16 protein-coding genes are annotated in these 17,865 nt (G+C 64.6%); 6 read left to right on the top strand and 10 right to left on the bottom strand.

The window, feature by feature from the left end; all coding sequences use genetic code 11:
• Positions 1–11: 11 nt before the first annotated feature.
• From phnE to CLI93_RS06620, 4 genes are read right to left on the bottom strand one after another with little or no spacing between them, the layout of a single operon-like run.
• On the bottom strand, positions 12–881 hold the full coding sequence (phnE, locus tag CLI93_RS06635) for a phosphonate ABC transporter, permease protein PhnE (protein WP_095542154.1): 870 nt from the start codon (positions 879–881) through the stop codon (positions 12–14).
• A gap of 14 nt (positions 882–895) precedes the next feature.
• Positions 896–1,792 (bottom strand): PhnE/PtxC family ABC transporter permease, encoded by an 897-nt coding sequence (locus CLI93_RS06630; RefSeq protein WP_095542153.1) that lies wholly within the window; start codon positions 1,790–1,792, stop codon positions 896–898.
• A gap of 16 nt (positions 1,793–1,808) precedes the next feature.
• Entirely contained in the window at positions 1,809–2,693 is an 885-nt protein-coding gene (locus CLI93_RS06625) for a phosphonate ABC transporter ATP-binding protein (protein WP_095996001.1), read from the bottom strand.
• A 27-nt stretch (positions 2,694–2,720) separates the two neighbouring features.
• Positions 2,721–3,578 carry a putative selenate ABC transporter substrate-binding protein gene (locus CLI93_RS06620; RefSeq protein WP_420823113.1) on the bottom strand — a complete coding sequence of 286 codons (858 nt, stop codon included), beginning with the start codon at positions 3,576–3,578 and terminating at the stop codon, positions 2,721–2,723.
• A gap of 314 nt (positions 3,579–3,892) precedes the next feature.
• Here CLI93_RS06620 and CLI93_RS06615 point away from each other — a divergent pair, with 314 nt between their 5' ends.
• On the top strand, positions 3,893–4,795 hold the full coding sequence (locus CLI93_RS06615) for a DMT family transporter (protein ID WP_095542150.1): 903 nt from the start codon (positions 3,893–3,895) through the stop codon (positions 4,793–4,795).
• Positions 4,796–4,954: 159 nt separating this feature from the next.
• On the opposite strand, the gene lon is transcribed toward CLI93_RS06615, so the two are convergent.
• Both lon and CLI93_RS06605 read right to left on the bottom strand, forming a co-directional pair.
• A complete protein-coding gene (gene lon, locus CLI93_RS06610; RefSeq protein WP_095542149.1) occupies positions 4,955–7,423 on the bottom strand; it encodes an endopeptidase La in 2,469 nt (822 codons plus the stop codon).
• A 95-nt stretch (positions 7,424–7,518) separates the two neighbouring features.
• On the bottom strand, positions 7,519–8,370 hold the full coding sequence (locus CLI93_RS06605; RefSeq protein ID WP_095542148.1) for a symmetrical bis(5'-nucleosyl)-tetraphosphatase: 852 nt from the start codon (positions 8,368–8,370) through the stop codon (positions 7,519–7,521).
• Positions 8,371–8,958: 588 nt separating this feature from the next.
• Between CLI93_RS06605 and CLI93_RS06600 the strand changes: the two genes are divergently transcribed.
• The 4 genes from CLI93_RS06600 to CLI93_RS06585 all read left to right on the top strand — a co-directional run bounded on the left by CLI93_RS06600 (position 8,959) and on the right by CLI93_RS06585 (position 12,261).
• Positions 8,959–10,122: a Fic family protein gene (locus CLI93_RS06600; RefSeq protein ID WP_095542147.1), complete on the top strand. Its 1,164-nt coding sequence runs from the start codon at positions 8,959–8,961 to the stop codon at positions 10,120–10,122.
• Positions 10,123–10,141: 19 nt separating this feature from the next.
• The gene (locus tag CLI93_RS14815) at positions 10,142–10,399 is read left to right on the top strand and encodes a hypothetical protein (protein WP_143326372.1); all 258 of its coding nucleotides are present in this window, start codon (positions 10,142–10,144) and stop codon (positions 10,397–10,399) included.
• A 726-nt stretch (positions 10,400–11,125) separates the two neighbouring features.
• Positions 11,126–11,443 carry a DUF1153 domain-containing protein gene (locus tag CLI93_RS06590; protein ID WP_095542061.1) on the top strand — a complete coding sequence of 106 codons (318 nt, stop codon included), beginning with the start codon at positions 11,126–11,128 and terminating at the stop codon, positions 11,441–11,443.
• A 20-nt stretch (positions 11,444–11,463) separates the two neighbouring features.
• Positions 11,464–12,261, top strand: coding sequence for an IS3 family transposase (locus CLI93_RS06585; protein ID WP_095542060.1), 798 nt, complete (start codon positions 11,464–11,466; stop codon positions 12,259–12,261).
• Positions 12,262–12,311: 50 nt separating this feature from the next.
• On the opposite strand, the gene CLI93_RS06580 is transcribed toward CLI93_RS06585, so the two are convergent.
• From CLI93_RS06580 to CLI93_RS06565, 4 genes are all read right to left on the bottom strand, one after another.
• Complete coding sequence (locus CLI93_RS06580; protein WP_095542145.1) at positions 12,312–13,949, bottom strand: AIPR family protein; 1,638 nt, start codon at positions 13,947–13,949, stop codon at positions 12,312–12,314.
• A 24-nt stretch (positions 13,950–13,973) separates the two neighbouring features.
• Complete coding sequence (locus tag CLI93_RS06575) at positions 13,974–15,851, bottom strand: glutamine--tRNA ligase/YqeY domain fusion protein (RefSeq protein WP_095995908.1); 1,878 nt, start codon at positions 15,849–15,851, stop codon at positions 13,974–13,976.
• A gap of 110 nt (positions 15,852–15,961) precedes the next feature.
• Positions 15,962–16,198, bottom strand: a complete 237-nt coding sequence (locus CLI93_RS06570; RefSeq protein ID WP_095995907.1) for a DUF2798 domain-containing protein — start codon at positions 16,196–16,198, stop codon at positions 15,962–15,964.
• Positions 16,195–16,848: a hypothetical protein gene (locus tag CLI93_RS06565; protein ID WP_143326990.1), complete on the bottom strand. Its 654-nt coding sequence runs from the start codon at positions 16,846–16,848 to the stop codon at positions 16,195–16,197. Before CLI93_RS06565 ends, CLI93_RS06570 begins: the two co-directional genes overlap by 4 nt.
• A gap of 108 nt (positions 16,849–16,956) precedes the next feature.
• On the opposite strand from CLI93_RS06565, the gene CLI93_RS06560 reads away from it, so the two are divergent.
• Complete coding sequence (locus tag CLI93_RS06560; protein WP_095995910.1) at positions 16,957–17,844, top strand: LysR family transcriptional regulator; 888 nt, start codon at positions 16,957–16,959, stop codon at positions 17,842–17,844.
• The last annotated feature ends 21 nt before the right edge of the window (positions 17,845–17,865 follow it).

The following is a 17,865-nucleotide window of genomic DNA, read 5'->3' as shown; positions in this document are numbered from 1 at the left end:
GTTGGGGCATTTCAGCGCGCCATCACGCGGCGGATGGCAAAGGAGCTGCCATCGACCACGGCCACCAGCAGCAGCATGGCCAGCAGCACGGTGCCGGTCTCGCGCATGTGAAACAACCCCAGGTGGTAGCTGAGCATCTGGCCCAGGCCGCCCGCGCCGACAATGCCCAGCACGGTGGCGGCGCGGATGTTGTTCTCCCAGCGGTACAGGGTGTAGGACAGCAGCTGCGGCGCGATCTGCGGCCAGGTCGCCCAGGCGAAGGTCTGCAGCGCGCCTGCGCCGCGCAGGCGCAGGGCCTGCGCCACTTCCGGGGCGGCGCTTTCCAGGCTTTGCGCAAACAGCCGCCCGAGCACGCCGCTGGTGTGCAATGCCAGCGCCAGCGTGCCGGCCATGGGCCCCAGGCCGGCGGCGATGAGCAGCAGCACGGCCCAGATCAGCTCGGGCACGGCGCGCAATAGGTTCAAGATCGCCAGCGCCAGGCCGCGCAGGGCCATGCGGCCGCTGCGCTGGCCGCGAGCCTGGGCGGGCGCGCCGCTGGCCAGCAGCGCCAGGGCCAGCCCACCGACTGCGGCCAGGGCCGTGCCCAAGAGGGACATGGCCAGCGTCTCCAGCGCGGCGCGCGCCGTGAGCCACAAGAAGACCGGCCCTGTCTCGGGCGGGAAGAAGCCGCGCACGAATTGCGCCATCGCGCCCAGGCCCTGCGCCGAAAACAGATCGCGCCACTGCAAGTCCAGCGTCACAAAGCTGGCCATGACCAGGGCCGCCAGGGCCAGCAGCGCCAGGATCGTCCACAGGCTGCGCCGCGGCCGGGGCGGCAGCGGCAGTTCGGCGCCAGTCTGGCCCGGCGCGGCTGCGTCATGTGGTCTGGATGCAAAGCCCATGCGCCTGCCTCGATTCAAGCCAGCCGCCGGCGCAGCCAGGCGCTCAGGCCGTCGCTGAGCCAGACCAGCCCGATGAACACCAGCAGCGTGGCGCTGACCTCGTTGCCGGCAAACATCTTGGCGGCGCTGTCGAGCAACTGACCCAGGCCCCCGGCGCCGACAAAACCCAGCACGACGGACGAGCGCACGGCGCACTCCCAGCGGTAGACGGTGTAGCCGGCCAGCTCCTGCGCGCATTGCGGCAGCGTGCCGCAGAAAAACGCCTGCAGGCGCCCGCAGCCGGCGCGCAGCAGCGCCTGGGTCGGGGCCGGATCGGCGCTTTCCAGGATTTCCGCATAGACCTTGCCCAGCATGCCGCCGTAGGCAATGGCAATGGCCAGCACGCCGGCCGTAGGCCCCAGCCCGGTCACGCGCACCAGCAGCAAGGCATAGACCAGCTCGGGGATGGAGCGCAGGGCCACCAGCAGCCAGCGCAGCAGCTGGCGCAGCAACCGCGGCAGCGCGGCCATGCGGCCCGCGCCCTCGCTGGCGCTGATGGACAGGCTGGCGCTGGCCATCAGCGCCAGCGGCGCGCCGATGAGCCAGGCCAGCGCCAGGCCCGCCGTGGCGATGGCGATGGTGCGCCAGGCCTCCTTGGCCAGCAGCCAGACAAACGCCCAATCGTGGCGCGGCGGCACGAAGCTGGCCAAAAAGCTGGCCGTGGCCTGCAGGCTGTGCGCATCCAGCATCTGCCAGGGTCGAAATTCCGTCAGCCGCAGCACGGGCCAGAGCACGGCCAGCGCCAGCAGCAGCGCAGCCCAGCGCCGCAGCCAGGCCGGGTCGCGCCCGGCATCGGCAGCTGCCGGGGATGCGCCACGGGGCGCGGCCTGGGCAGCGCGGGCCGTGCGGGCAGTGTGGGCCTGCTCAGTCATCACGGGCTTTGCTGGCTCAACCACAGGGCGCAGGGCCGGCCCAGACGGATGCGGGCGAGGGCGCGGCTTGGGCCTGTACGGCGGCCTGCACATCGGCCGGGGCATCGTCCAGCGCCGTGCTGCCATAGAGTTGCAGCAGCAGCGCATCGCTCAGGCCGCTGCCTGGGCCATCGTAGGCAATGGCCCCATCCTTGAGGGCCAACACGCGCGCAAAGCGCCGCGCCGCGTCCACCTGGTGCAGGCTGCACAGCAGCGTATTGCCGCGCTGGCGGGCCGTCTGCCGCAGCACCTGCATGACCTGCTGCGCGCGGCTGGGGTCGAGCGCGGACAGTGGCTCATCGACCAGCCAGCAGCGCGCCTGCGATGCCAGCAGCCGCGCCAGCCCGACGCGCTGGCGCTCGCCGCCAGAGAGCCGGTCCACGCGCTGCCAGAGCTTGTCGGGCAGATCCAACGCCAGCAGCGCCTGCTGCGCCCATTGCGCATCGGCCCGGCGCGGGTGCCACAGCGTGCGCAAGCTGGCCGCCAGCCCCATGTGCGGCAGGCGCCCGGCCAGCACCGCTGCAACCACCCGCTGGCGCGGCGGCAGCGGCGGCACCTGGGGGGCATAAAACATCTCGCGCCGCAGCCGTTGCCGCTGGCTGCGCGGCAGCTGCCAGGGGTCTTGCCCATACCAGTGCAGCGCACCGGCCTGCAGTGGCCAAGCCCCTGCCAGCGCCAGCATCAGCGTGCTCTTGCCCGAGCCGCTGGCGCCAATCAGGGCCACCTGCTCGCCAGGCGCGATCTGCAGCCGCAGGCCGCACAGCAAGGGCTGGGCCGCGCCAGCGGGCGCAATGCTGGCATCGCGCAAGGCCAGGGCCGGGGCCTGTGCCTGTGCTGCTGGTGCCTGTGGGGCGGCGGTCATGGCAGCGGCAGTGGCAGCGTGCACGGCTCAGCGCAGCAGGCCGGCGCTTTGCGCTGCGGCGCGGATGCCGTCGTAATTGGCCGCTTCGGTGGGGATGAAGCGCGTGGCGCGCTGCAGCTCCAGGATGGCCTTGCCCGCCGGCTCGGCCGCATCGAGCTTGAGGAAGGCCTGGCGGATTTTTTCCTGCAACTCGGCCGGCATTTCGGCGTGCACCGTCCAGTTGTAGTCGTGGTAGGCGGGCGTGGTGTAGAGGACGCGCACCTGGTTGGCATCGACCCGGCCCTCGGCCACGAACTTCTCCCACACCGAAATGTTCAGCGCCCCGGCATCGACCTTGCCGCTGGCCACGGCGGCGATGGTGGCGTCGTGCGCGCCGGAGAAGCTCACGCGCTTGAGATCGGCATCGGGGTTGATGCCCTGCGCCAGCAGGTAGTGGCGCGGCATCAGATGGCCGGAGGTGGAGCTTTGCGAGCCAAAGGCCAGCGTGCGGCCCTTGAGATCGGCCAGCGACTCGATGCCGCTGCCCGCGCGCGTGATGAACACCGAGCGGAACTGCGCGTCCTCCTGGCGCTGCACCAGCGGCACGGCCTTGCCCTGCGAGCGCTGCTGCGCTTGCACGAAGGTAAAGCCGCCAAACCAGGCCAGATCCACCTTGCGATTGGCCAGCGTCTCCACGGCGGCGGCGTAATCGGTCACCGGCGTCCACTGCACCGCCATGCCCAGCTCCTGCTGCAGGTACTGGCCCAGGGGCTCGAACTTGCGCGCCAGCTCGGTGGGCGACTCGTCGGGGATGGCCGTCACGCGCAACACCTGCTGCGCATGTGCGCCCACTGCCGCCAAGCCCAGCACGGCCGCCAGGCCCAGGCCACGCACCCAGCCACCCAACGCACGACTGGTGCGACGCGCCAGGCCGGCACGGGTTGCGGAAAAGTGAAAAACAGACCCAGACGCAGCTGGGTTTGGCGCTTGCTCAGCCATCTGCACACCCCTTCAAAAATGGCAAGACAAGGCCGACACGAAACCACGCGGCGATCCGTGCAGCCCCTCCGAAAGGGCGCGATTGTAGCTGCGCCCTTTCGGCACTTTGGCACCTTCCACAGGGGCTGTGGCTGTGCGCTGGCCTGCGGGTTTTCGGCATTGGCAGCGCAGCGCGGACGGCGGCATGCTAGGCCCCCTTGTGAAGCACACACAGCCTGCCCATGCCCTACTACCTCTTGCTGTCGCTGGCCGCCGTGTTCTGGGGCGGCAACTACGTCGTGGGCCGGGTGCTGGTGGCGGGCATCGACCCCATGCTGCTCTCGGCCCTGCGCTGGGCTGGCACGGCGCTGCTGCTCAGCCTGGTGTTCGGGCGGCGCGTGCTGGCCGAGTGGCCGCGCAGCGCCAGCGATTGGGGGCGTCTGGCCTTTCTGGCGGCGCTGGGGCAGATCGCCTTTCCGGTCACGCTGTACCTGGCCTTGCAGACTGTGACCTCCGTGCGCAGCGCCATCTACATGGCCGCCTCGCCCTGCATCGTGATGCTGCTGGGCCGGCTGTTCTTCGGCGATGCATTGCGCCCGCGCGCGCTGCTGGGCATTGCCGTGAGCACGCTGGGCGTGCTGCTGATTCTCTCCAAAGGCCATCTGCCCAGCCTGCTGGCGCAAGGGGCGCTGGCGCGCGGCGACCTGTGGGCCATGGCGGCGGTGCTGAGCTGGGCGGTGTACTGCACCTTTTTGCGCATCCGGCCCAAGGCGCTGTCCAGCGAGAGCTTCGTCACCCTCTCGTCCTGGCTGGGGGCGCTGGCGCTGCTGCCCGCCGCCTGGCCCGCGCTGCTGGCGGCCTGGCAGCCCGGCGGCGGCTGGCCCTGGGGCGCGGCGCAGGCGCTGGGCCTGGCCTATCTGGTGGTCTTCCCCTCCTGGCTGGCCTATGTGTTCTGGAGCCGGGGCGTGGCCGCCGTGGGCGCAGCACGCGCCGACGTGTTCACGCACCTCATCCCCCTGAGCGGCGGCCTGATGGGCATCGCCCTCCTGAACGAGCCCTTCATGCACTACCACCTGGCCGCCGCGCTGTGCATCCTGGCCGGGCTTGCACTGTGCCAATGGAACAAGGCAAGGCACATGCCTTGAAAGCCAGCCAGCCAGACAGACAGCGCAGCGATGGCCCGCCGGACAGAGCCCCGCTTCTGCCTGTGCCGGCGCTGGGCCTGCGCACCGACCAAAAACACCCAAAGCAAAAGGCCCGCAGGGCTTGCCATACGGGCCTGTGCAAGCAACCAGAATCGACACTCAGTGCGAGACGATGTCGATCATCCCGCCGCCGGCCGCGCCCTGCTCGGCCGCCGCGCTGGCCGTGGCTGGCAATGCGGCGGCTGCGGCCACCTCGTCCTCGGACAGCGGCGTGGGCTGGCGCACCAGGGCGTGCTGCAACACCTGGTCGAACCATTTGACGGGGATGATCTCCAGGCCGTTCTTCACGTTCTCGGGGATTTCCTGCAAATCCTTGACGTTTTCCTCGGGGATCAGCACCGTCTTGATGCCGCCGCGCAGCGCAGCCAACAGCTTTTCCTTCAAGCCGCCGATGATGGTGACCTCGCCGCGCAGCGTGATCTCGCCAGTCATGGCCACGTCGGCGCGCACCGGGATGCCCGTCAGCGCCGAGACGAAGGCCGTGGCCATGGCCGCGCCAGCGCTGGGGCCATCCTTGGGCGTGGCGCCATCGGGCACGTGGATGTGGATGTCCTTTTTCTCGAACACCTGCGGCGCAATCCCCAGCTTCAGCGCGCGGCTGCGCACCACGGTGCGCGCGGCCTCGACCGATTCCTTCATCACGTCGCCCAGCGAGCCGGTGCGCGTGACGTTGCCCTTGCCGGGCATGGTCTGGGCCTCGATGGTCAGCAAGTCGCCGCCGACCTCGGTCCAGGCCAGGCCGACGACTTGGCCGATCTGGTCGTCCTTCTCGGCGCGGCCGTAGGTGAACTTGCGCACGCCCAGGAACTCGGCCAGGTTCTCCGCCGTGACCTGCACGGGCGCTTGCATCTGCTTGAGCTGGATGCCTTTGACGGCCTTGCGGCAAATGCGCGAGATTTCGCGCTCGAGCGAGCGCACGCCGGCCTCGCGCGTGTAGTAGCGCACGATGTCGCGGATGGCGGCTTCGCTCACCTCCAGCTCACCGGGTTGGATGCCGTTGTTCTTGACCTGCTTGGGCAGCAGGTAGCGCTGGGCGATGTGGAATTTCTCGTCCTCGGTGTAGCCCGAGAGGCGGATGACTTCCATGCGGTCGAGCAGCGCCGGCGGGATGTTCATGCTGTTGGAGGTGGCCACGAACATCACGTCCGAGAGGTCGAAATCGACCTCGGCGTAGTGGTCGGAGAAGCTGTTGTTCTGCTCCGGGTCGAGCACTTCCAGCAGCGCGCTGGACGGATCGCCGCGAAAATCAGCGCCGAGCTTGTCGATCTCGTCGAGCAAAAACAGCGGGTTGCGCGTGCCGACCTTGCTGAGGTTTTGCAGGATTTTGCCGGGCATGGCGCCGATGTAGGTGCGGCGGTGGCCGCGAATCTCGGCCTCGTCGCGCATGCCGCCCAGGGCCATGCGCACGTACTTGCGGCCCGTGGCCTTGGCGATGGACTGGCCCAGCGAGGTCTTGCCCACGCCAGGCGGGCCCACCAGGCAGAGAATGGGCGACTTGACCTTGTCCACGCGCTGCTGCACGGCCAGGTGCTCCAGGATGCGCTCCTTGACCTTCTCCAGGCCGTAGTGGTCCTCGTTGAGGATCTTCTCGGCCAGCTGCAGGTTTTTCTTGATCTTGGTCTTCTTGGACCAGGGCAGGCCGGCGAGCACGTCCAGGTAGTTGCGCACCACCGAGGCCTCGGCCGACATGGGAGACATGAGCTTGAGCTTTTTCAGCTCGGCCTCGGCCTTCTTGCGCGCCTCGGCGCTCATCTTGGCGCTGTCGAGCTTCTTCTCCAGCTCCTCGATGTCGGCGCCGTCCTCGCCCTCGCCCAGCTCCTTCTGGATGGCCTTGACCTGCTCGTTGAGGTAGAAGTCGCGCTGGTTTTTCTCCATCTGGCGCTTGACGCGGCTGCGGATGCGCTTGTCGATCTGCAGGATGTCCACCTCGGCGTTGAGCTGCTGCAGCAGCGCCTCCAGGCGCTGGCCCACGTCCAGGGTTTCGAGCAGGGCCTGCTTGGCCTCGAGCTTGGCCGGCAGGTGCGCCATGATGGTGTCGGCCAGGCGGCTGGCGTCGTCGATGCCGGCAATGGAGGCGGCAATGTCCTGCGGGATTTTCTTGTTGAGCTTGGCGTACTGCTCGAACTGCTGCATCACGGCGCGGCGCAGGGCTTCGAGCTCCTGCTGCGGCGCCTGGGGCGCATCGGCGCGCAGCACGCTGGCCTGGGCCTGGAAGTGCGATTCGAGCTCAGTCACATCGTGCAGGCGCACGCGCTCCTGCCCCTCGACCAGCACCTTCACGGTGCCATCGGGCAGCTTGAGCATTTGCACGATGCCCGCAGTGCAGCCAATCTCGAACAGGTCTTCGGCCTTGGGCTCATCCAGCGAGGCCGATTTCTGCGACACCAGCACGATGCGCCGCTGCTGGCCCATGGCCAGCTCCAGCGCCTTGATGCTCTTGGCCCGGCCAACGAACAGCGGCACCACCATGCCGGGGAACACGACCACGTCCCGCAGCGGCAGCAGCGGCAGGGTGTCTTCACCAGGGGTCTGGTCGTCAACGGACAGGGGATTGGTTTGGTCGGTCATGGCATTCCTTCACGCAGCCCAAAGGGCAAGTGGGCTGCACATAAGGGCATTGTGGCCTGTTTCAAGCGCCTTGCGGCGGCTGGCCCGGTGTCGGTTCAGCCTGGGGTCTGCGCGGCCTCGCAGCGCACCTGCAGCAGCTCGCGCTGCGCCAGGCTGGCGCCGCCAAAGCGCATGGCGCTCAGGCAGCCGCCCCAGACGCAGCCGGTATCCAGCGCCAGCACGTTGTCGCGGTCCTGCAGGCCCAGCGTGGACCAGTGGCCAAAGGCAATCATGGTGTCCGCGCTGGCGCGCCAGGGCACGTCGAACCAGGGCACGCAGCCCTCGGGCGCGTGGGCGGCGCTTTCGCTGCTGCTGAAGTCCATGCGCCCCTCGCGCAGCGTGCAAAAGCGCAGCCGCGTCAGCGCATTGACGATGGCGCGCAGCCGGTCGGTGCCTTGCAGGGCATCGTCCCACACATCGGGGGTGTTGCCGTACATGCTGTGCATGAAGTCGATGCAGCGGGGCTCATCGCGCAGCACGGCCTCGACCTCGGCGGCCAGCGCCAGCGCCTGCCGGGCCGTCCACTGCGGCAGCACGCCGGCGTGCACCAGCAGCAGCGGCTCGTCCAGGCCCTCCACCCAGCGCGCCAGCGGCTGATGGCGCAGCCAGTGCAGCATGGCCTGGGCATCGGGGGCCTTGAGCACCTGGCCCAGGGTGTCGCGCTTGTTTTTCTTGCGCGCCTTGTAGTGCCGCGCCAGCAGGTGCAGGTCGTGGTTGCCGAGGATGGCCGAGATGGCCCCATCGGTGGCCATGCAGCGGCGCAGCACGGCGGCCGATTCGGGGCCGCGGTTGACCAGATCGCCCAGCAGATAGGCATGGTCGCGGCTGGGGGAAAAGCCGGCCTGATCCAGCAGCCGCTGCAGGGCGCTGTCGCAGCCCTGGATGTCACCGATGCAATAAATCGCCATGGGCTCGTGTCCTTGGTGATTGAATTGGCAGAGTGGCTCTTCTCAGAGCCCGTTCAAGATCTCGGCATGAATGGCCAAGAAGGGGTGGACAGCAAGACCACCATGGAACACAAATAGCGCAGACGGCCCCGCAAGGCTTTACGAGCGCCACAGAAAGCCCAACTCCACTTCACTGCCTGCCGCTCAGAGATTTTGAACAGATTTTCAGGGCCTGCCTTCAAAGTCCCCGCCAATCACGCGCTGGTCCCAGGTCGGGGTGGGCTGCAAAGCCAGGGCCCACGGGGCGACAGAACCGAGCATGTCACTCAGCGCACCTCCCAGTGCATATAGTGAGGGCGAAGATGAACCCTGAACGTGGCTCAGCATCAGCCAGCGCCCACAAAGCCCTCTGAGCAGGCACGCGGCGCGGCCCCTGTGCAGCCCAAACGCATCGGTCAAACGCTGCGCACGCGCAACGGGCGTGCACTACGCAGCCTAGAGTCTGCGTGGCAGCGGAAATAAGGCGACCGGTGCGCAGCTTCAGGTGTTGAAGCGCAAACCCCTCTTTATCGCCTCATTAATGAGGCGATAAAGCCTAGAATACGCTTCATGCCATCCCCATCCCGCTGGATCTGGCAGTCGCCCCACTGGCCGGCGCTGCATTTCGACGCCCAGGCCGTACAGCCCGCGCTGGCCGCTGCGCGCCTGGCCCAGGGTCGCCTGCTCGGCTTGGCCAGCCACCTGCAATTGATCGATTTGGCCGAGCTGCAACTGAGCGAATGGACGCAAGAAGCCATTGCCACTGCGCAGATCGAGGGCGAGGTGCTGCAAGTCAACTCGGTGCGCGCTTCGGTGGCGCGCCGGCTCGGCCTGCCCGGTACCAGCGCCGCCGCGCGCGATGCGCGCACCGAGGCCACGCTCGACGTGCTGCAAGCTGCCGTCATCCAATGGCAGCGCCCGCTGACCGCGGCCGACCTGTTTGCCTGGCATGCGGCGCTGTTTCCCACCGGGCGCAGCGGCCTTGCGCCCATCGTCACCGGTGGCTGGCGCACGCACCCCGAGCCCATGCAAATCGTCACCCCCCGCCTGGGCCGGCCCGACCTGCTGCACTACCAGGCCCCCGCCTCGGCCGACGTGCCCGCGCACATGGCCGACTGGCTGGCGTGGTTCAACGCCAGCCAGGGCGCCATCGACGGCGTGGCGCGCGCCGCGCTGGCCCACCTGTGGATCGAGGCCATCCATCCGTTTGAAGACGGCAACGGCCGCATCGGCCGCGCCGTGGCCGAGCTGGCGCTGGCGCAAGACCTGCAAAGCCCGCAGCGGTTGATGAGCGTCTCCACCCAGCTGCTGGCCGCGCGCGCCGACTACTACGCGCAACTGCAGGCCGCCACCGGCCGGCCCGATCTGGACGTCACGCCCTGGGTGCAGTGGTTCGCCGCCTGCGTGCAGCGCGCCAGCGAGGCCGCGGCCGGCCACATCCAGGCCGCGCTCGGCAAAACCGCCTTCTGGTCCACCCTGCAGGCCGCCCACCCTGACCTGAGCCCCGCGCAGCGCAAAGCCCTGGGCCGCCTGTTCGACGCCGGCCCCGACGGTTTTGCTGGCGGCTTGAGTACGGAGAAATACGTCAACCTGACCGGCGTCTCACGCGCCACCGCCTGGCGCGAACTCAGCGACCTGGCCGGGCGCGGCCTGCTGCAGCGCACCGGCCAGGGCCGGGGCACGCGGTATCGGTTGATCGTGGCGCCACAAGACGGCGGTGCAGCGCCATCATGAATAAAACAAGAAGGCGCCAATGCCCGGCAGACAGGCGCAAACAGCTATCAGAATAGAAGCTAGAAGCGGTCATTACATCAAGGCCGACAAGGCTCGCGCCGTTGCTGCGGCGGCGGCCATCGGCAGTGTGGGATTGCTGCATGGAAAGTGGGCGCAGCCCCAGCCGCGCTGGCTGAAGTTGCGCGTGCCGCGCCCGGCCACCGTCACGACGCAACGGGCGCGGGCGGATCGCCAGTGCCTGCCTTCAAACACCAGCGCCAACAACGCGGCATGCTGACAAGGCGTGCAGGAAGGCCATCCGCTTCAGCAAGCCCGCGGCATCTTGTGCGTTGATGCCCCGTTGGCACAGAGGCCAGCGTATCGGCGGTGAAGCGTGAAGTGGCATCAGTGCCCCGCTTCAGGCCGTGCGAAGCCATCACGCCAAAAAATTCGCGCATGGCTGAAACCGGCGCAGCACCTGACAGAGCTTTGGCCGCTGGCGTGGTTTGTGGCGCCTTGCGCTGGCTGCGTCACAGGAGGCGTGTCATGACCGGCGCCGAGGCTCTGAAGCACACCGCACCAGGAAGGTGCGGTCCGGTCTTGAAGCCCCCGAAAGCGGGCTGGGCCGCCCGCTCTACCGGAATGGGCATCCGCTTAGCGCTTCGTCGTAACTGTGCGTGAGGGTCTGCGCGAGCTGGTGGCAACGGTGGGTACGGTTTGGCCAAAGGCATCGGCCAGGCGCTGCGCACGCTCGGCGGACTTCGCAGCGCGGCTTGGAGCTGGTGTGGCGGCGGAATCAGGCTTTCGGCTCTGCAGCTGTGGGGTTGATTCGTGCCCATGTCTGAGCGTCTTGGACGTGCAATTGCTTCTGACTGCATTTGGCGATCAGGCGCGCTTGGCCTTTGTGCGATTTTTGGAAAATACCCAATCATCGGCCAGTGGTGCGTAAAAATGCCCATCGAACCCCAATTCTGTATTGACCCAGTGAAAACCTGCACAGGAGTTAATGTTGAAGGAAACGACGATGAGCACCCTGATGGAAGACGACATCAAGCGCTGGACGGCCAAGCGTAAAACGGCCCTGGTCCTGGACATCATCCAGGGCAAGACGACAGTCTCGGAGGCTAGCCGGGCTTTCGATCTGAACCCCTGCGAGGTGGAGCAGTGGGTCGATGAAGGTAAGCGGGGCATGGAGAACGCCCTGCGTACCAAGCCGCTGGAAATCAAGGAGCAGTACGAGAAGCAACTGCGTGAGCTGCAGGAGGCCTACGGCCAAGCCATGCTGGAGCTGCGTGCCAGAAAAAAGCTGGCGTCCCTGCTGGGCAACGAGGACGAGAAATGATCCTCAGCCTTCCGTAGGGATTGGCTGAAGACGGGTTCAAGGTCAGCCTGGTCAAGCTGTGCCAGTGGTTCGAGATACCCCGACGCACGGTGTACTACCGCAGCACCAAAGCCGCGCCCAAGGTGCAGGAGCAGTTCGTCAAGCCGATCAAGGCGATGATCGAAGAGAACCCGTCGTTCGGCTACCGCACGGTAGCGCACCTGCTCGGGTTCAACAAGAACACCGTGCAGCGCATCTTCCAGATCTTGGGCTGGCAGGTGCGCAAGCGCCCGGTGGGCTTCAGGCCACGCATCCAGGCCTTGCCATCCGTGGCCAAAGCGCCTGATGAGCGTTGGTCGACTGACCTGTGCCGGGTGTGGACAGGCCGTGATGGCTGGGCCTGGCTGGCCCTGGTGATCGACTGCTACAGCCGCGAGCTGCTGGGCTGGCACCTCAGCCGCAGCGGCCGATCCAAGACCGCCGAGGCAGCGCTGGAGCAGGCGCTGATCGCCCGCTACGGCTGCCTGGGCAAGGTCAAGCACCCGTTCCTGCTGAGATCGGACAACGGCCTGGTGTTCACCAGCCGCAGCTACACAGCCCTGGTCAAGAGCTATGGCCTGCAGCAGGAGTTCATCACCCCATACAGCCCTGAGCAAAACGGCATGATCGAGCGCGTGATCCGCACGCTCAAAGACCAATGCGTGCACCGCCACCGATTCGAAACCCTGCAGCACGCCAACCGCGTGATCGGCGATTGGATCGGCTTTTACAACCACCAGCGTCCTCACCAGGCGCTGGGCATGAAGACGCCCGCTGAGGCTTATGCTTTAGCGGCCTGACCTGTGCAGGTTCTGCTGGGTCAATACAATTCTTGGCAGATCATTTTAGACTAATCTGCTACTGGATTTAGCCTAAACAATATTTTATCCATCATGTTTTGGCATTTTTTTGTATTTTTAAATAAAACCGCCAAATAGGCATCCGGATAATCCTCTGAGATTACATTTCTCAATTCGCTGTGGACCTTTGATATCGAATGACGGTCATGGGGGGCTGACACGTGCTTAATAAGAATATTTTCTATAAATCTATTTCCATGCACGAGAATTTGCTGATCCCTGCCTTTTTGATCTTTCGTATAATCATCAAGCATAATGCGAATTTTTCTTAAAATCTGTATTCTTTCCCATGCTTCAGAGGCTTTAGGGATTGATGCAAATAATTTCTGGTAGTGCGCTTTGGGATCAGTAAGAGCACCAAGATTTCGCTTCGCCATTACGACATCTGACATTGATTCGCTAGAAACAGCAAGCATCAATGCAAGCTCCTCAACATCCAAACCACTATCAGAACCCGTGGGTTTGTCACTTCGCCGAAAGCAGTACGTAACACCAATTTTTTGAAATGCCTCAGCCAGGCCATTCTGCGCTTCCTCCAAAGCAAGAAAATCTCTGGGCTCAACCTTATTCTGTGTGTTTGTTGCCGTTGTAATGCGATTTGAGAGCTCCAAGGGGGTTTCTTCCAACGAGACGATCTTTATCTGAACAAATGCCTGCGCTACCGCCTTGGGATTGCGTCTAGAAGCATTAAAAATAGAACTTGTCGTTTGCGCACCATTAACAATTTTAATGTTCTCGATGTTCCAGTATGAACTTTCTTTCAAGTCTCCCAAGGCTATTCTCTTTCTAGAAATCTTACTCGCTATCGCGGTGAGTCCGTTATTTAAATACCAAAAGTCTGCTGGACTCTCTACAAGAGATTTTTCAATCTGACTATTTATTTCACTTTCTGGAATTGCGTCGCGAATATTTTCTGTGAACAATGCTCTATCGTACTGGTTATACCATTCAGCCACATCGGCACAGGACACCTTTCCGTATATTGAGTAATAGGGCTCTTTGTGCTCTCCCCATTGCAAAAGATTTAGCTCAACATCGGTTGAGGCGCCAGACTTAGATCTCTTGATTGATCTAATAATTTTTGTTGTATTAAAAACATCAAATTTCACAACCTCTTCCGCGTCCGTATTGTTATCGGATAAAAATTTATTTACAATATCCTGACAATCCTTGCTGATTGGATTTTCGCTGTTATAGATGACTGCAGCGTATATTTGGGGATCTTTTTTAATACCCTGCTCAATCTCATGAGATATTGGCTTAAATCGCTCATTAAACTTTACCCAATCCACATTCAATACTTTATAGATTCCGGAAATGAATTTATGCATGTCCCCGGTTTCTATTGTTGATGTCCCCTTGTTTGACCATTTTGCCTGAATAAAAATTAATCGATTTTTATTCTTATCATAATAAACCCCATCTATTCCATTATCCCCAACTCCATCTACAATATATTGGCTTATACTCTGGTACGGGAGTGAACTCAATTCAGAAATCGCAATAGCCACAAGGCCGCGTGAATATATTTGCGAATCATCTTTTCCTTTTCGACAATCCAGGTAAATGTGATCCATTATATTGGCCTCAATAAAGTTTTTAATGCGTTGACTAAGAATGGTGCTCATATTTCATCCTTTTTGACCGATTTATCACTTACCCCACGAATCCTTCAACCCCGCCGTGCGGTTGAAGACCAGCGGCCCGCCCGGCTGGTGCTCGTGCCGGTCGGCCACGAAGAAGCCGTGGCGCTCGAACTGGAAGCGATCCTCGGGCTGCGCGTTGGCCAGTGACGGCTCGACCATGGCCTGCACGGTTTGCAGGCTATTGGGGTTGAGCACGCTGAGAAAGTCGCGCCCGCCCGCGTCCGGGTGTTCTTCGGTAAACAGGCGGTCGTACAGGCGCACTTCGGCGCGCTGGCCGTCGGCGGCTCCGACCCAGGTGATGACGCCTTTGACCTTTACGCTGTCGGCGCCGGGGGTGCCGCTCTTGGTGCCGGGGATGAGGCGGGCGTGCACCTGGGTGACGCGGCCTTGGGCATCCTTGTCGGCGCCGGTGCATTCGATGACGTAGCCGTATTTCAGGCGCACCTTGTTGCCCGGCGTCATGGCGCCGTCCGCCGCCTTCTGCGGCGGATAGAGCCTGAAAAAGCCTTTGGGCGGCGTTTCTTCGTAGTCGCTGCGCTCGATCCACACTTCGCGGCCGAGGTGAAAGCGGCGCTGGCCCATTTCCGGATGATGGGGGTGGGCGGGGGCTTCACAGGGTTCCAGGTGGTCTTCGCTGCCGAACACCTCGGCCCAGTTGCCGATGACGAGTTTCACCGGCGCCAGCACGGCCATGGCGCGCGGGGCGATGGGGTCGAGCGTGTCACGCAGGGCGGCGTCCAGCGCGGCGTAGTCGGTCCAGGCGTCGCCGGTCTTGGTGACGCCGCTGCGCTCGGCAAAGAGCTTGAGGCTCTCGGGCGTGTAGCCGCGCCGGCGCAGGCCGACGAGGGTGGGCATGCGCGGGTCGTCCCAGCCGGCCACGTGGCCTTGCTCCACCAGCTGGCGCAGCTTGCGCTTGCTGGTGACGACGTGGCCGACGTTGAGGCGGCCAAATTCGTACTGGCGCGGCGGCGGGCTGTGCAGCAGGCCGCCTTCGCCAAGGCGCGCCAGCAGCCAGTCGTAGAAGGGGCGCTGGTCTTCAAACTCCAGCGTGCAGATGCTGTGGGTGATTTGCTCCAGCGCGTCCTCGATGGGGTGGGCGAAGGTGTACATGGGATAGATGCACCATTTGTCGCCCGTGTTGTGGTGGGTGGCGCGGCGGATGCGGTAGATGGCCGGGTCGCGCATGTTGATGTTGGGGCTGGCCATGTCGATCTTGGCGCGCAGCACCATGCTGCCATCGGGGTGCTGGCCATCGCGCATCTCGCGAAAGCGCGCCAGGTTCTCGGCCGAGCTGCGGTCGCGCCAGGGGCTGTTGACGCCAGGCGTGCCAAAGTCGCCCCGGTTGGCGCGCATTTGCTCGGGCGTTTGCTCGTCCACGTAGGCGTGCCCGGCTTCGATCAGGTACTCGGCGGCGCGGTACATGAAGTCGAAATAATCGCTGGCGTAATACACATGCGGCTGCACCACGCCGGGCTGGCCGGGCACGTCGGCATAGCCGGTGTCGTAGCCCAGCCACTGCACCAGCTCGCGGATGGAATCGACGTATTCCTGCTCTTCCTTCTCGGGGTTGGTGTCGTCAAAGCGCAGGTGGCAAGCGCCGCCATAGGCTTGCGCCAGCGAGAAGTTCAACCAAATGCTTTTGGCGTGGCCCAGGTGCAAATAGCCGTTGGGCTCGGGCGGAAAGCGCATGCGCACCGGCGCGGGATCGGCCATGCCCGCCGCATGGTGCGCGGCATCGCCGGGGCTGCCGCCCCAGCGGCGCTGGGCGTAGGTGCCTTGCGCCAGATCGTGCTCGATGGCCTGGCGCAGAAAGTTGCTGGGTTTGGTCTCTGCGCCTTCGCCCTGCACGGGCGCAGCGCTTTCAGGGGTAGTGGATGTGTTCATAGGCGCCGATTGTAGGGACGGCGCCTGCGTTGCCGCGCCTGACACAGGGACGAAATTTCGCCAGGCTCCAGGCCGTGGCGCTGCTCGCAGCCAGGCGCCATGCCAGCTTTTCATGGCCCGCTGCCGGTCGTCCAGGCCACCAGCCGCACCACCAGCGGGCGCACCGCCAGCAGGCTGATGAAGGCAATCGGCCAGGTGATGAGGTAGGAGCGCCCCAGGCGCGTCAGATAGGCCGCATCCACGCCGGTGTTGAGCGCCACCAGCACGCCGCTGACGATCAGCACCATGATGGCCGAGGCGTAGAAGGAAAAGGCAATGCCAGCGTAATTCTTCGGCAATTTCTTCATGGCCGCCCCCGCTGCGCCAGCCAATCGTCATGCAGCCATTTTTCCGTTTGTCGCTTGCCGGGGAAATTCAGCCACACGATGTCGCGCTCGAACACGATGGGCCGGCCCTGCGCACCGACGATGACCCAGAACCAGCGCCCATCGCTGCGGTTGCGCATCTTCACCTTCATGCCGCGCAGCCTGTACGACCGGCCACCCTTGAGCACGGTTTCATCGTGCGGCCTGATCCAGTGCAGCTCGCGCTTGCCCAGCAAATCGGGGGCATGGGCGCGCAAAAAGGCGTCAGCCGCCGCCCGGGCCTCATCCTCGCCCGGCAAGGGGGCATCGGCGTCTAGCAGGCGCATGTCGGCAAAGCCTTGCAGATGACCCTTGGGCGACCACAGCAGGCTGACATGCTCGCCTCCCAGTGCAAGGGGCGGCTGTGCCTGCCAGCGAATGGGCTCAGCGCTTTCACCATCGACCGACACGCAGCGCCGCAGCACTTCGTGATGGCCCGCAGGCACGAAGGACGCCACAAACCCTTGCATGGCCGGTGTGTAGACATCGGGCACGGCGTGCAGGCCGCAAGCCACGGGGCTTGCGGGCGCATCTGCCGCCACTTGGCAGGCCAGGCACAGGCCTGCCGTCCAACAAAGCCAAGGTTTTTTCATTGTTCAGCCTCCGCAGTCATGAAACACGCAGGGCAGTGTGCAACGATCGTTTTTCAAATAAAACAAGTTAAATTGGCAATCGTTGATGATTTTTTCGCAATGAACCACATGCCCGCCGATTTGCGCGCCACCGGGCTGGACTGGAACGATGTCCGGCATTTCGTCACCCTGGTGGAGCAGGAAACCCTCACGGCCGCCGCAGAGGCCTTGGATGTGCAGCACAGCACGGTGTCGCGCCGGGTGGCGCAGCTGGAGGACTGCCTGGGCCTGCGCTTGTTCGACCGCATCGGCAAGCGCTATTGGCTCACCGAAGACGGCCAGCGCCTGTACGCCCATGCGCGGGAGCTGGCCAAGGACATGCGGGCCTTTCAGCGCCTGGCGCATGGGCAGCGGCAAGCCATCACCAAAGTGACCGTGACGGCGCCGCCGGTGGTGCTACGCTGGCTGCTGCTGCCAAGGCTGGCGCGCTTTTACGCCACGCAGCCAGGCATTGCCTTGCGGCTGCAAAGCAGCACCGAGCTGCACGATCTGCACCAGCGCCAGGCCGATATCGCGCTGCGCCTGCAACGCCCCGAAGCCCCTGACCTGGTGGTGCGCCGCCTGCGTCAGTTGCATTTCGGCTTTTACGCCGCAGCCGAGTACCTGCGCCAAACGGCGCGAAGCGATTGGCGCTTTCTCACGCTCTCCACCCACAACCCTTTGAGCCGCTGGGCGCAGGACACCATCGGCAACGGGCCAGTGCTGCTGGCCTGCAATGACTTCGAGCTCATACGGCAAGGCATTGCCGCGGGTCTGGGGGTTGGTCTGCTGCCCGTGGACAGCGTGGCCGCAGGCCAGGAGCTGACTGCCGTCACCCTGCATGGCGCGCAGCCAGAAAGGCACGAACAAGCCCTGTACCTCGTCATGCATGAGGATGTGCGCCGCTCGCCCAAGGTGCGTGCCGTGGCGGATTTTCTGGTGCAGGCGCTCTCCTCCAGCAGCAGCCTTGGGCAGTAAGCCATGAATGCAGGCCGTGGC

Origin of the sequence: Vandammella animalimorsus (genome assembly GCF_002288875.1) — a bacterium.
In the GTDB taxonomy this organism is placed as follows: domain Bacteria; phylum Pseudomonadota; class Gammaproteobacteria; order Burkholderiales; family Burkholderiaceae_C; genus Lampropedia; species Lampropedia animalimorsus.
Note: the sequence above shows the minus strand (reverse complement) of the source record. Positions and strands in the feature narration are given on the sequence as shown.